Raw genomic sequence first — 14,317 nt, forward strand, 5'->3', positions numbered from 1 at the left:
CGACACGGTTACCCGTGCGTAGACCCACCAGTAACCGATCAACGTGGGAAAAGGCCGCGAATCCTTATGCCACTCTTAGTACAGCCGATGCAGTCCGCCGCGCCGCTCCGCATCCGGGAGGGGACCGATCGACGTACACACCGGCCAGCCGTTTCCCGGCTGTGATTCAACGCGGAATCGACTGAACGACCGGGTCCCCGCCGGACCGGCCGGACGAACCGATACGTAAAGACGCATACAGGGAGATAAGCAGGTGACGATCCACGAGCACGACCGGGTGTCCGCTGACCGCGACGGGCATGGCCCGCTCGGCACCCATGCTCTGGTCGACCGGCTGACGGCCGGCGAGCCGTACGCAGTCGCATTCGGCGGCCAGGGCAGCGCCTGGCTGGAGACGCTCGAAGAGCTGGTGTCCTCCGCCGGCATCGAATCCGACCTGGCGACGCTGGTCGGCGAGGTGGAGCTGCTGCTCGAGCCGGTGGCCAACGAGCTGGTGGTGGCGCGGCCGATCGGTTTCGAGCCGCTGAGCTGGGTGCGCGCGCTGGCGGCCGAGGACCCCATTCCGTCCGACAAGCACCTGACGTCCGCGGCGGTGTCGATACCGGGGGTGCTGCTCACCCAGCTCGCGGCCGCCCGCGCCCTGGCCCGCCAGGGGATGGATTGGGATGCGACGCCGCCGGTGGCAGTGGTCGGGCATTCGCAGGGCGTGCTCGCCGTCGAGGCCCTCAAAGCGTGGGGGAAGGCCGGCGGTGCCCGTGACGTCGAACTGCTGGCGATGGCCCAGCTGATCGGGGCGGCCGGGACGCTGGTCGCCCGCCGGCGCGGCATCTCCGTGCTCGGCGACCGCCCGCCGATGGTGTCGGTGACCAACGCCGACCCCGAGCGCATCCGCCGACTGCTCGACGAGTTCGCGCAGGACGTCCGCACCGTGCTGCCCCCGGTGCTGTCGATCCGCAACGGCCGCCGCTCGTCCGTCATCACGGGCACCCCCGAGCAGCTCTCGCGCTTCGAGCTGTACTGCCTGCAGATCTCCGAGAAGGAGGCGGCCGACCGCAAGAACAAGATCCGCGGCGGCGACGTGTTCGCGCCGGTCTTCGATCCGGTGCACGTGGAGGTCGGCTTCCACACGCCCAGGCTCGCCGACGGCATCGACATCGTCGGCGCCTGGGCCGAGAAGGTGGGCCTCGACGTCGCGCTGGCCAGGGAACTGACCGAGTCCATCCTGGTGCGTCCGGTCGACTGGGTGGCGGAGATCACCCGCGTGCACGGCGCCGGAGCGCGCTGGATCCTCGACCTGGGTCCCGGCGACATCCTGACCCGGCTGACCGCGCCGGTGATCCGTGGGCTCGGTGTTGGCATAGTGCCCGCGGCCACGCGGGGCGGCCAGCGCAACCTGTTCACCGTCGGCGCGGTCCCCGAGGTGGCGCGCGCGTGGTCGAGTTACGCACCGACCGTCGTCAGCCTGCCCGATGGCCGGGTCAAGCTGTCCACGAAGTTCACCCGGTTGACCGGACGCTCGCCGATTCTGCTCGCGGGCATGACCCCGACCACCGTCGACGCCAACATCGTGGCCGCCGCGGCCAACGCGGGACACTGGGCCGAGCTGGCCGGCGGCGGGCAGGTCACCGAGGAGATCTTCGCCGATCGCGTCCACCAACTGTCCGGGCTGCTCGACCCGGGCCGCACCTATCAGTTCAACGCGCTGTTCCTCGACCCGTACCTGTGGAAGCTGCAGGTCGGCGGCAAGCGGCTGGTGCAGAAGGCTCGCCAGTCCGGCGCCGCGATCGACGGCCTGGTGATCAGCGCCGGCATCCCGGACCTCGAGGACGCCGTGGAGCTGATCGGGGAGTTGAACGACGTCGGCATCAGCCACGTGGTGTTCAAGCCCGGCACGGTCGAACAGATCCGCTCGGTCATCCGCATCGCCACCGAGGTGCCCACCAAGCCGGTGATCGTGCACATCGAGGGCGGGCGCGCCGGCGGCCATCACTCCTGGGAAGACCTCGACGACCTGCTGTTGGCGACCTACTCGGAGCTGCGGTCGCGCGCCAACATCACCGTCTGCGTGGGCGGCGGCATCGGCACCCCCGAGCGGGCTGCCGAGTACCTGTCCGGGCGCTGGGCGCAGGCGTACGGTTACCCCCTGATGCCCATTGACGGCATCCTCGTCGGCACCGCCGCGATGGCGACCAAGGAGGCGACCACGTCGCCGTCGGTCAAGCGCATGCTGGTCGACACCAAGGGCACCGATCACTGGATCGGCGCCGGAAAAGCCCAGGGCGGCATGGCATCCAGCCGCAGCCAGCTCGGCGCCGACATCCACGAGATCGACAACAGCGCCTCGCGCTGCGGCCGGCTGCTCGACGAGGTCGCCGGCGACGCCGAGGCGGTCGCCGAGCGCCGCGACGAGATCATCGCGGCGATGGCCAAGACCGCCAAACCCTACTTCGGCGACGTCGGCGAGATGACCTACCTGCAGTGGTTGCAGCGGTACATCGAGCTGGCCATCGGTGAGGGCAACTCGACCGCCGACACCGCCGCACCGGGCAGCCCATGGCTGGCCGACACCTGGCGCGACCGGTTCCAGCAGATGCTGCAGCGCGCCGAAGCGCGGTTGCACGCGCAGGACTGCGGACCGATCGCGACGCTGTTTGCCGACTCCGTTGTGTTGGAAAGCCCCCGCGAGGCCGTCGCCTCCCTGCTCGCGCGCTACCCGGACGCCGAGACCGTCCAGCTGCATCCCGCCGACGTGCCGTTCTTCGTGACGCTGTGCAAGCTGCCGGGCAAGCCGGTCAACTTCGTGCCCGTCATCGACAAGGATGTGCGGCGCTGGTGGCGCAGCGACTCGTTGTGGCAGGCTCACGACGCCCGCTACGACGCCGACGCGGTGTGCATCATCCCGGGCATCGAGGCCGTCGCCGGCATCACCCGGATGGACGAACCCGTCGGCGAACTGCTCGACCGGTTCGAACAGGCCGCCATCGACGAGGTGCTCTCGGCCGACGGCCGGCCCCGCGCCGTGAGGTCGCGCCGGCTGGGTCGCCCGGATGTGAACGGGCCGTTGGCAGTGGTGCTGGACGCGCCCGACGTGCAGTGGGCCGGCCGTACGACGATCAACCCGGTCCACCGGATCGCCGACCCCGCCGACTGGCTGGTGCCCGACGGCTCCCAGGGGCCCGAGACCCTACGCGCCACGCACCCCTCCACCGGCGCGCGGCTGCAGGTCGACGGCGACCGCGTGGTGCTCAGCGTGCCGCTCTCCGGTAGCTGGATCGACATCCCGTTCACCTTGCCCGCCAACACCTTCGACGGGGGCACGCCGGTGGTCTCCGCGGATGACGCGACCACCGCCATGCGTGAGGTGCTCGCCATCGCCGCCGGTGTCGACGGACCGGAATCTTTGCCTCCGGTGACCGACAGCACGGCCACCGTCACGGTGGGCTGGGACCCCGAACGGGTCGCCGACCACACCGGTGTGACGGCCACCTTCGGCGAGCCGCTGGCGCCCAGTCTCACCACCGTGCCCGACGCCTTGGTCGGGTTGTGCTGGCCCGCGGTCTTCGCCGCGATCGGCTCGGCGGTCACCGACGCCGGTGTCCCCGTGGTGGAGGGCTTGCTGAGCCTGGTCCACCTCGACCACTCCGCCCGCATCGTCGGCACACTGCTCGACGTCCCGGCCCAATTGACGATCACCGCAACGGCTTCGCCGGCCACCGATACCGACGTGGGCCGCGTGGTCGCAGTATCGGTGACGATCGCGGACGCCGACGGCGCCGTCATCGCCACCCTCGACGAGCGCTTCGCGATCCTGGGGCGCACCGGCGCCGCCGAACTCAACGATCCCGCGCGGGCCGGTGGCGCCGTCTCGGAGAACGCGACCGACACCCCGCGCCGCCGCCGCCGCGACGTGACCATGACCGCCCCCGTCGACATGCGCCCGTTCGCGGTGGTGTCCGGCGATCACAACCCCATCCACACCGACCGGGCGGCCGCGCTGCTCGCCGGTCTCGAATCGCCCATCGTGCACGGCATGTGGCTGTCGGCTGCCGCGCAGCACGCGGTGACCGCCACCGACGGCCAGGCCCGCCCCCCGGCCCGCCTGATCGGATGGACCGCACGGTTCCTGGGCATGGTGCGGCCCGGCGACGAGGTCGACTTCCGCGTTGATCGGGTCGGAATCGACCAGGGCGCAGAGGTTTTGGAGGTTGCCGCCCGCATCGGCTCGGACCTGGTGATGTCGGCGACGGCGCGCCTGGCCGCCCCCAAGACGGTCTACGCGTTCCCCGGCCAGGGCATTCAGCACAAGGGCATGGGCATGGACGTGCGTGCCCGGTCCAAGGCCGCTCGCAAGGTGTGGGACAGCGCCGACAAGTTCACCCGCGAAACGCTGGGCTTCTCGGTGCTGCACGTGGTCCGCGACAACCCGACCAGCATCGTCGCCATGGGCGTGCACTACAACCACCCCGAGGGCGTTCTCTACCTGACGCAGTTCACCCAGGTGGCGATGGCGACCGTTGCCGCCGCACAGGTCGCCGAGATGCGCGAGCAGGGCGCCTTCGTCGAGGGCGCCATCGCGTGCGGCCACTCGGTGGGCGAGTACACCGCGCTGGCCTGCGTCAGCGGCATCTTCGAGCTCGAGGCGCTGCTCGAGGCGGTTTTCCACCGTGGGTCGAAGATGCACGACATCGTGCCGCGCGACGAGCTGGGCCGCTCCAACTACCGGTTGGCGGCCATCCGGCCCTCGCAGATCGATCTGCCCGACGACGAGGTGCGGCCCTTCGTAGCCGAAATCGCCGAGCGCACCGGGGAATTCCTGGAGATCGTCAACTTCAACCTGCGTGGCTCGCAGTACGCGATCGCCGGCACGGTGCGCGGCCTCGAGGCGCTCGAGGCCGAGGTGGAGCGACGTCGCGAAATCACTGGGGGCAAGCGGTCGTTCATCTTCGTGCCCGGCATCGACGTGCCGTTCCACTCGCGGGTGCTGCGCGTCGGAGTGGCCGAGTTCCGGCGTGCGCTGGAACGTCTCATGCCGCGCGACCAGGACCCCGCGCTGATCATCGGGCGCTACATTCCGAACCTGGTGCCGCGCCCGTTCACCCTCGACCGCGACTTCGTCCAGGAGATACGGGACCTCGTGCCGGCCGAGCCGCTCGACGAGATCCTCGCCGACTACGACACCTGGCGCGCCGAGCAACCGCGCGAGCTGGCCCGCAAGATCCTCATCGAGTTGCTGGCCTGGCAGTTCGCCAGTCCGGTGCGCTGGATCGAGACGCAGGACCTGCTGTTCACCGAGGAGGCGGCGGGCGGTCTGGGCGTGGAGCGGTTCGTCGAGATCGGGGTGAAGTCGGCGCCCACCGTCGCCGGGCTGGCGAGCAACACGCTCAAGTTGTCCGAATATGCCCACAGCACAATCGAAGTCCTCAACGCCGAGCGCGACGCGGCAGTGCTGTTCGCGACCGACAACGACCCGGAGCCCGAACCGGAAGACGTGGACGTTCCGGATGATTCCGCCGCTGCCGCGGCGCCGGGTCCTGCTGCCGAGGCGGCCACGGCCCCGGCGCCCGCCGCGGCCCCGTCCGGTGGCGCGCGCCCCGACGACATCGGGTTCGACGCCGCCGACGCCACCCTGGCGCTGATCGCGCTGTCGGCCAAGATGCGCATCGACCAGATCGAGGAGCTCGACTCCATCGAGTCGATCACCGATGGTGCTTCGTCGCGGCGCAACCAGCTGCTCGTCGACCTCGGCTCGGAGCTCAACCTCGGTGCCATCGACGGCGCCGCCGAGGCCGACCTGGCGGCGCTGCGGGCCCAGCTGACCAAGCTAGCCCGCGGTTACAAACCTTACGGCCCAATACTTTCCGATGCGATCAACGATCAGCTCCGGACCGTCCTGGGTCCCTCGGGCAAGCGCCCGGCGGCTATCGCCGAGCGGGTCAAGAAGACCTGGGAGCTGGGCGAGGGCTGGGCCAAGCACGTCACGGTCGAAGTCGCGTTGGGGACCCGCGAGGGGACCAGCGTCCGTGGGGGACCGATGGGGCACCTGCACGAGGGCGCCCTGTCCGACGCCGCCTCGGTCGACAAGGTCGTCGACGCCGCGGTCGCCGCGGTGGCGGCACGCCACGGCATCGCGGTCGCGCTGCCGTCGTCGGGCGGGGGCGGTGCAGCGACCGTCGACGCGGCCGCGTTGAGCGAGTTCACCGACCAGATCACCGGGCGCGACGGGGTGCTGGCCTCCGCGGCACGGCTGGTGCTGGGTCAGCTCGGGCACGACGACCAGGTCGCGGCCTTGCCGGCGGCCACCGATTCCGAGCTGATCGACCTGGTCACCTCCGAATTGGGCGCGGACTGGCCGCGACTGGTGGCGCCGGTGTTCGACGGCAGGAAAGCCGTCCTGTTCGACGACCGCTGGGCCAGCGCGCGTGAGGACCTGGTCCGGCTCTGGCTGGCCGACGAGAGCGACGTCGACGCCGACTGGCCGCGGCTGGCCGAGGGCTTCGAAGGCGCCGGCCATGTGGTCGCCACCCAGGCCACCTGGTGGCAGGGCAAGGCGCTGGCCGCCGGCCGCCAGATTCACGCGTCGCTGTACGGGCGGATCGCCGCCGGCGCGGAGAACCCCGACCCGGGGCCGCACAGCCGCGAAATCGCCGTCGTCACCGGCGCGTCCAAGGGATCGATCGCCGCGTCGGTGGTCGCCAGGCTGCTCGGCGGCGGCGCCACCGTCATCGCGACGACGTCGAAACTCGACGGTGAGCGGCTGGACTTCTACCGCGGGCTCTATCGCGACCACGCCCGGTACGGCGCAGCGCTGTGGGTGGTCGCCGCCAACATGGCGTCCTACTCCGACATCGACGCGCTGGTCGAGTGGATCGGCAACGAGCAGACCGAAAGCCTTGGGCCGCAATCGATTCACGTCAAGGACGCCCAGACCCCGACGCTGCTGTTCCCGTTTGCCGCGCCGCGCGTGGTGGGCGACCTGTCCGAGGCCGGTTCGCGCTCGGAGATGGAGATGAAGGTGCTGCTGTGGGCCGTGCAGCGATTGATCGGCGGCCTGTCCAGGATCGGTGCCGAGCGCGACATCGCCTCGCGGCTGCACGTGGTGCTGCCCGGCTCGCCCAACCGCGGCATGTTCGGCGGCGACGGCGCCTACGGCGAGGCCAAGTCGGCCCTGGATGCCGTGGTCTCCCGATGGAGCGCTGAGCCGTCATGGGCCGAGCGGGTCAGCCTGGCGCACGCGCTGATCGGCTGGACGCGCGGGACGGGCCTGATGGGACACAACGACGCCATCGTCGGCGCGGTCGAAAAGGCCGGTGTGACCACCTATTCCACCGACGAGATGGCGGCGATGCTGCTGAATCTGTGCGACGTGGAGTCCAAGGTGGCCGCGGCCGGTGCGCCGATCGAGGCCGACCTGACCGGCGGGCTCGCCGACGCCGACCTCGACATGGCCGAACTGGCCGCCAAGGCGCGCGAGGAGACGTCGGCCGACCTGGCGGCCCCGGACGAATCCGCCGCCGGGGTCACCATTGCGGCCCTGCCGTCGCCGCCGCGCGGGTGGCGCCCGGCGCCGCCGCCGCACTGGGACGACCTCGACGTCGACCCCGCGGACCTGGTGGTCATCGTCGGGGGTGCCGAACTAGGCCCGTACGGATCGTCTCGCACGCGGTTCGAGATGGAGGTCGACAACCGCCTGTCGGCGGCCGGCGTCCTGGAGCTGGCCTGGACCACCGGGCTGATCCGCTGGGAGGAGGACCCGCAACCCGGTTGGTACGACACCGCATCCGGCGACCTCGTCGACGAGGCGGAGTTGGTCGACCGCTATCACGACCTCGTGGTGGAACGCTGCGGGATCCGCGAGTTCGTCGACGACGGGGCGATCGACCCGGACCACGCGTCGCCGCTTCTGGTCTCGGTCTTCCTCGACAAGGACTTCACGTTCGTCGTCTCCTCCGAGTCGGACGCGCGCGCGTTCGTCGAGTTCGACCCCGAGCACACCGTGATCCGGCCGGTGCCGGACTCGGGCGACTGGCAGGTGATCCGCAAGGCGGGCACCGAGATCCGGGTCCCGCGCAAGACGAAGCTGTCGCGGACGGTCGGCGCTCAGATTCCCACGGGCTTCGACCCGACGGTGTGGGGGATCAGTCCCGACATGGCCACCTCGATCGACCGGGTGGCGCTGTGGAACATCGTCGCGACCGTCGACGCATTCCTGTCCGCCGGATTCACCCCGGCGGAGGTCATGCGCTACGTGCATCCGAGCCTGGTGGCCAGCACGCAGGGCACCGGGATGGGCGGCATGACCTCGATGCAGACCATGTACCACGGAAACCTGTTGGGCCGCAGCAAGCCGAACGACATCTTGCAGGAAGTGCTGCCGAATGTGGTTGCCGCGCATGTGGTTCAGTCCTACGTGGGTAGCTACGGCTCGATGATCCACCCGGTGGCCGCGTGCGCGACGGCTGCGGTGTCGGTGGAGGAGGGCGTCGACAAGATCCGGTTGGGCAAGGCCGAAATGGTCGTGGCCGGAGGTCTGGACGACCTGACGCTGGAGGCCATCATCGGCTTCGGCGACATGGCCGCCACGGCCGACACCGGCATGATGCGCGGTCGGGGCATCGAGGACGCCAAGTTCTCCCGGCCCAACGACCGGCGCCGGCTGGGCTTCGTGGAGGCCCAGGGCGGTGGCACCATCCTGCTCGCGCGCGGCGACCTCGCGCTGCGGATGGGGCTGCCGGTGCTCGCGGTGGTCGCCTACGCGCAGTCGTTCGCCGACGGCGTGCACACCTCGATCCCGGCCCCGGGGCTGGGCGCGCTGGGCGCGGGCCGCGGCGGCAAGGACTCGGCGTTGTCACGGGCGCTGGCCAAGCTGGGCGTCGGCCCCGATGACGTCGCGGTGATCTCCAAGCACGACACGTCGACCCTGGCCAACGACCCCAACGAGACCGAGCTGCACGAGCGGCTGGCGGATGCGCTGGGACGTTCGGCGGGTGCCCCGCTGTTCGTGGTGTCGCAGAAGAGCCTGACGGGTCACGCCAAGGGCGGCGCGGCGGTCTTCCAGATGATGGGCCTGTGCCAGATGCTGCGCGACGGGGTGATTCCGCCCAACCGCAGCCTGGACTGCGTCGACGACGAACTGGCGGGTTCGGCCCACTTCGTCTGGGTGCGCGACACGCTGCGGCTTGGCGAGAAGTTCCCGCTGAAGGCGGGGATGCTGACCAGCCTCGGGTTCGGGCACGTGTCCGGCCTGGTGGCGCTGGTGCACCCGCAGGCGTTCATCGCCGCGCTGGATGCGGATCAGCGCGCCGACTACCAGCGCCGCGCGGACGCCCGCCTGCTCGCCGGTCAGCGGCGGCTGGTGTCGGCTATCGCCGGAGGCGCGCCGATGTACGAGCGGCCGCCGGACCGTCGTTTCGACCACGACGCAGCGGAGAAGCGTCAGGAGGCGGCGATGCTGCTCAACCCGGACTCTCGGCTCGGCGACGACGGAGCCTACGAGGTCGCTGCCGGATGACGCCGGCGCCGACCGCGTCGTCGCCGGGCGCGACCGTCCGTTAGCCTGGCGATCCATGGGCATCGTCGGAGTGGGGATCGACCTGGTCTTGATCCCTGATTTCGCGGAGCAGGTCGACCAGCCGGGAACGGTGTTCTCCGAGACCTTCACTCCCGGTGAGCGACGCGACGCGTCGGACAAGAGCTCGTCGGCGGCCCGGCATCTGGCGGCCCGGTGGGCGGCCAAGGAGGCGGTGATCAAGGCGTGGTCGGGTTCCCGGTTCGCGCAGCGACCGGTCCTGCCCGAGGCCATCCACCGCGACATCGAGGTGGTCACCGACATGTGGGGCCGCCCGCGGGTCCGGTTGACGGGGGCCGTCGCCGAGCATCTGGCCGACGTCACGATCCACGTGTCGCTGACGCACGAAGGGGACACGGCCGCCGCGGTGGCCATCCTGGAGATCCCTTGAGCGGCCCCGCCGTCGGCGAGCGCGCGTGTTTGTACGCGACACGCCGGTCGTGGTTGGCATTTTGCGCGCCCTCGCGGAACGGAGGCCCGCGATGAGCGACCTGACCGAGCGCGTCCGCGACGTGTTGCCTTCGGTGCGTCGCGACCTGGAAGACTTGGTGCGCATCCAGTCGGTATGGGCCGACCCCGGCCGCCGCGCCGAGGTGCAGCGTAGCGCGCAGGCCGTCGCGGACCTGTTGTCGCGGGCCGGCTTCGACGACGTGAAGATCGTCAGCGAGGGCGGCGCGCCGGCCGTCATCGCCCGGCATCCCGCGCCGCCGGGGGCGCCGACCGTCTTGCTGTACGCCCACCACGACGTCCAGCCCGAGGGTGACGACACCCAGTGGGCGTCGCCGCCGTTTGATCCCACGGAACGCGATGGCCGGCTCTACGGCCGTGGCAGCGCGGACGACAAGGCGGGCATCGCAACGCATGTCGCGGCGTTCCGCGCGCACGGTGGCCGGCCGCCGGTGGGCGTGACGGTCTTCGTCGAGGGGGAGGAGGAATCCGGTTCGCCGTCACTGGGCCGGATGCTCGCCGCGCATCGTGACGCGCTCGCCGCCGACGTGATCGTCATCGCCGACTCCGACAATTGGAGCACCGACACCCCGGCGCTGACGGTGTCGCTGCGCGGGCTGGCGGACTGCGTGGTCGAGGTTGCCACCCTCGATCACGGGCTGCACTCCGGCCTGTGGGGCGGCGTGGTTCCCGACGCGCTCAGCGTGCTGGTGCGGCTGCTGGCCAGCCTGCACGACGACGACGGCAACGTGGCGGTCGCCGGCCTACACGAGGCGGACACGGCGTCGCTGCAGTATCCCGACTACCCGCCGGAGCGGGCCCGCAGCGATTCCGGGCTGCTGGACGGGGTATCCGAGATCGGCTCCGGGTCTGTCCCGCAACGGCTTTGGGCAAAGCCCGCGATCACCGTGATCGGCATCGACACCACACCCATCGAGAAGGCGTCCAACACGCTCATCCCGCGGGCCCGGGCCAAGATCAGCATGCGGGTGGCGCCCGGCGGCGACGCCGCGGCACACCTGGACGCCCTCACCGACCACCTGCGGCGGCACGCCCCGTGGGGCGCGAAGGTCAGCGTGACGCGCGGTGAAATCGGCGAGCCCTACGCCATGGAGGCCAGCGGCGAGGTCTACGACGCGGCGCGGGCGGCCTTCCGGCAGGCGTGGGGCGCCGAGCCCATCGACATGGGCATGGGGGGCTCGATCCCCTTCATCGCCGAATTCGCCGCCGCGTTTCCTCACGCGAAGATCCTGGTGACCGGCGTCGAGGATCCGGGGACGCAGGCGCACAGCGTCAACGAGAGCCTGCATCTCGGTGTGCTCGAGCGCGCCGCGATCGCCGAAGCGCTGCTACTGGCCAACCTCGGTTGAGCTCAATGGACCGCGACGCCGCCGGGTCGAAGCAGCATCCGATTCATCCGGTCATCAGTTCCGGACAGTAGGCCTGGGCGCTGGCGCTGACGAAGTAGGCAGCTCCGTCGGGGCCCAGGCCGGGGTTGCCCTGAAAGACGCTCGAGACAACCGTCTTGTAGGGCGTGCCCTGCTTGAGCTCGCTGCACAGTTCGTGCGCCGAGTCGATGAGGGCCCGCCCGTCGGTGACTTCCAGTCCCATGCCGTTGCGGATGGTCTGGAGGAACTGCGCGTCGCCGGGATCCGCGTGGGCGGGCGCCGCGAGGGTGGTGGCGCCCGCCAGGACCGCTGCAAGGGATAGAAGCACCTTCATGAGAAGCCGAACCTCATTCCCGAGTCCAGTGAATACCGACAGCCATCTTCCCATGCGGGACGCCCCGGGCCATACCGGAGCGCAGCGCCGGCCGCCGGAACAGCGCAATCAGCACCGTGCCGCTTTCGGCACCCGTCAGCAGGTGGATCCGGCGAGGTCAGCGGGGAGGACCGAGAATGATTTGTCCGAACTTGTCCGCTCCCTCGACCAAACGCGAGGGCGAAATCTCGAAGCCCTCCGGACGCGGCATCGCCTTGTCGCGCCCGGAGTAGCGGAACATCCCTTCGATTCCTGCCGGTGTATTGATCATCAGGAGATCTGCTTTCTTCGACGTGATGCGATAGCCGTGCGGAATGTTCTTGGGTAAGAACACAATCCCGCCTTCAGCCAACTCCGTCTCCTGGTCGTCGACCCAGACCAGAGCTGTTCCCTTGATCAACATGAACACTTCGTCTTCCCGAGTGTGCTTGTGGTACGGCGGGGCTTCGCCCTCGCTCACATCGAAGCGTCCGATCATCAACTGCCCGGCGGTGGCCTTGCCGTCGAGCAAGATTGCCAGTGTGCCGCCGTCGAGCCATTCCAGTTGTTGCTGCTGCTCCGGTTGCGCCAGGTACGCCATGCTCATGAGGCATCCCGTTTCGTCGTCGATGCTGTAGGTGCACCGGCCGTAACCGTTGTCACTCCGTGGCCGTCGACGCCTGGGCGATGATCTGCGTGATCTTTGCTGCTGTGCTCGCGGCCTTCACGTTGTACTGCGCCGTCTCGATCTTGCCTTTTTCGTCGACCACGAACGTGGACCGGATGACGCCCTGCACGGTCTTGCCGTACATCTGCTTCTCGCCGTACGCACCCCACGCCGTCAGCACCTTGCGGTCCGGGTCGGAGAGCAGCGGGAACGTCAGCTTCTCCGCGTCGCGGAATTTGGCGAGCTTCTCCGGTTTGTCGGGCGAGATGCCGACGACGTCGAGGCCGGCGTCGTTGAGGTCGCGCAGATTGTCGCGGAAGGCGCACGCCTGCTTGGTGCAGCCCGGCGTCGAGGCGGCCGGGTAGAAGTAGACGATCACCCTGCGGCCCTTGAAGTCGGCGAGCGACACCTTGTTGCCGTCGGCGTCGGGCAGGCTGAAGGCGGGCGCTTTGTCCCCCGGCGCCAGCCGTGTGGTTTCGTTCAACGATCTCCCTTTCCATTCACCGGGGCGTCGGGTGCAGCGCCAGCTGATCTAGGGTAGTTCGGGCAGTGCTTCAGCCGGAAGCGGGCGACTTGGAGGACAGAGACGTGGCGGATCGGGACCCTGAGACCATCAAGCAGGAGATCGACCAAGCCCGCGACCAGCTGGCCGCCACCGTCGACTCGCTCGCCGAACGCGCCAATCCTCGCCGCCTGGCCGACGATCTCAAGGCCCGCGCCGTCGAATTCGTGAAGAAGCCGGTCGTGATCGTGTCGCTCGTAGGGATCTCGTCGGTGGTCGCCGTCGTGGTGGTCCGCAGGATCAGGGATCGCTGACGCCCGCACTGTCTGCGAGGTCGCAGGAGGAACCGCTCGCGTGCGCCCAAGGGCGTGATCGCGAGATGAAAGCGGGCTTTTCTACCTGAAAAGCAGAAAATAAATGCGATAAGGCCGCGGTGGCGATAATGTTCCTTTCGGGGTGTGAAAGGACGTCGAATATGTCTTTCGTGATCGCACTGCCGGAGATGGTGACGTCGGCCGCGTCGGATCTGGCCGGTATCGGATCGAGAATCGCCCAGGCGAATGCGGCCGCGGCCCCCCCGACCACAGGGGTGCTGCCCGCCGCCCGGGATGAGGTGTCGGCGGCGGTCGCGTCGCTGTTCTCCGGTCAGGCGCAGGAATTCCAGGCGTTGAGCACCCAGGCGGCGACCTTTCATCAACAGTTCGTTCAGCGGATGAATGGTGCCGCGGCGCAATACGCCGACGCCGAGGCCGCCGGCGTGGCGGCAATGACGGTACCCAACATCGGCTATGGGAACACCGGAACCAGCAATGTCGGCTTTTTCAATACCGGCAGCAACAACTTCGGCATCGGCAATACCGGCGACTTCAACGCCGGCTTGTTCAACACCGGGAGCTGGAACTTCGGCATCGCTAATTTCAGTCCCAACAATCTGAACCCGAACTTCAGCATCTTCAACAACCCGCCGATCACCGCCCTCGGCGGCGTCGGCATCGGCAACACCGGCATCAACAATGTCGGCTTCGGCAACTTCGGGAACAACAATCAGGGATTGCCCTTGCCGCTGCTCGCGGGCTTCTTTGGCGTGGGCAACACCGGCAGCTTCAACAGCGGCTTGTTCAACGTCGGCTTCAACAACACCGGGATCGGCAACGTCGGTAGCGTCCTCTACGGCATCGGACTCAGCGGTCATAACCAATTCGGCATCGGCCCGCTGAGCGTCCCCTATCCGTTCCCTCCGCTTCCGTTCGGCATCCCCTACACTCTCGGCCTTTCGTAGCTGCGGCGACGACGGTAATGCCCGGCAGGTGACCCATCCTGCCCGGACACGTCGCGGTGGCCCGTCACCTCTTGAAAACAGCCGTTTTCGGGTATAGTCCCGAATTTCGGGGGCTCA

General features: G+C 69.3%; 8 protein-coding genes. 5 read left to right on the forward strand and 3 right to left on the reverse strand.

Annotated features, from left to right (window positions below; translation table 11 throughout):
• Window positions 1–253: 253 nt before the first annotated feature.
• The 3 genes from G6N48_RS01930 to G6N48_RS01940 all read left to right on the forward strand — a co-directional run bounded on the left by G6N48_RS01930 (window position 254) and on the right by G6N48_RS01940 (window position 11,382).
• Window positions 254–9,508 (forward strand): type I polyketide synthase, encoded by a 9,255-nt coding sequence (locus tag G6N48_RS01930; protein ID WP_085268866.1) that lies wholly within the window; start codon window positions 254–256, stop codon window positions 9,506–9,508.
• A 55-nt stretch (window positions 9,509–9,563) separates the two neighbouring features.
• Window positions 9,564–9,956, forward strand: a complete 393-nt coding sequence (acpS, locus tag G6N48_RS01935) for a holo-ACP synthase AcpS (RefSeq protein ID WP_085268865.1) — start codon at window positions 9,564–9,566, stop codon at window positions 9,954–9,956.
• A gap of 91 nt (window positions 9,957–10,047) precedes the next feature.
• Window positions 10,048–11,382, forward strand: coding sequence for a dipeptidase (locus G6N48_RS01940; protein WP_085268864.1), 1,335 nt, complete (start codon window positions 10,048–10,050; stop codon window positions 11,380–11,382).
• A gap of 43 nt (window positions 11,383–11,425) precedes the next feature.
• On the opposite strand, the gene G6N48_RS01945 is transcribed toward G6N48_RS01940, so the two are convergent.
• The 3 genes from G6N48_RS01945 to bcp all read right to left on the reverse strand — a co-directional run bounded on the left by G6N48_RS01945 (window position 11,426) and on the right by bcp (window position 12,903).
• A complete protein-coding gene (locus G6N48_RS01945; protein ID WP_161494204.1) occupies window positions 11,426–11,734 on the reverse strand; it encodes a DUF732 domain-containing protein in 309 nt (102 codons plus the stop codon).
• 157 nt (window positions 11,735–11,891) lie between these two features.
• The gene (locus G6N48_RS01950) at window positions 11,892–12,359 is read right to left on the reverse strand and encodes a cupin domain-containing protein (RefSeq protein ID WP_085268862.1); all 468 of its coding nucleotides are present in this window, start codon (window positions 12,357–12,359) and stop codon (window positions 11,892–11,894) included.
• Between the two features lie 52 nt (window positions 12,360–12,411).
• On the reverse strand, window positions 12,412–12,903 hold the full coding sequence (gene bcp, locus G6N48_RS01955) for a thioredoxin-dependent thiol peroxidase (protein WP_085268861.1): 492 nt from the start codon (window positions 12,901–12,903) through the stop codon (window positions 12,412–12,414).
• A gap of 104 nt (window positions 12,904–13,007) precedes the next feature.
• Here bcp and G6N48_RS01960 point away from each other — a divergent pair, with 104 nt between their 5' ends.
• Window positions 13,008–13,235: a DUF3618 domain-containing protein gene (locus G6N48_RS01960; RefSeq protein ID WP_085269025.1), complete on the forward strand. Its 228-nt coding sequence runs from the start codon at window positions 13,008–13,010 to the stop codon at window positions 13,233–13,235.
• Between the two features lie 161 nt (window positions 13,236–13,396).
• Window positions 13,397–14,200, forward strand: a complete 804-nt coding sequence (locus tag G6N48_RS28580; RefSeq protein WP_085268860.1) for a PE family protein — start codon at window positions 13,397–13,399, stop codon at window positions 14,198–14,200.
• The last annotated feature ends 117 nt before the right edge of the window (window positions 14,201–14,317 follow it).

It is taken from the genome of Mycobacterium parmense (assembly GCF_010730575.1).
GTDB classification, from domain to species: domain Bacteria; phylum Actinomycetota; class Actinomycetes; order Mycobacteriales; family Mycobacteriaceae; genus Mycobacterium; species Mycobacterium parmense.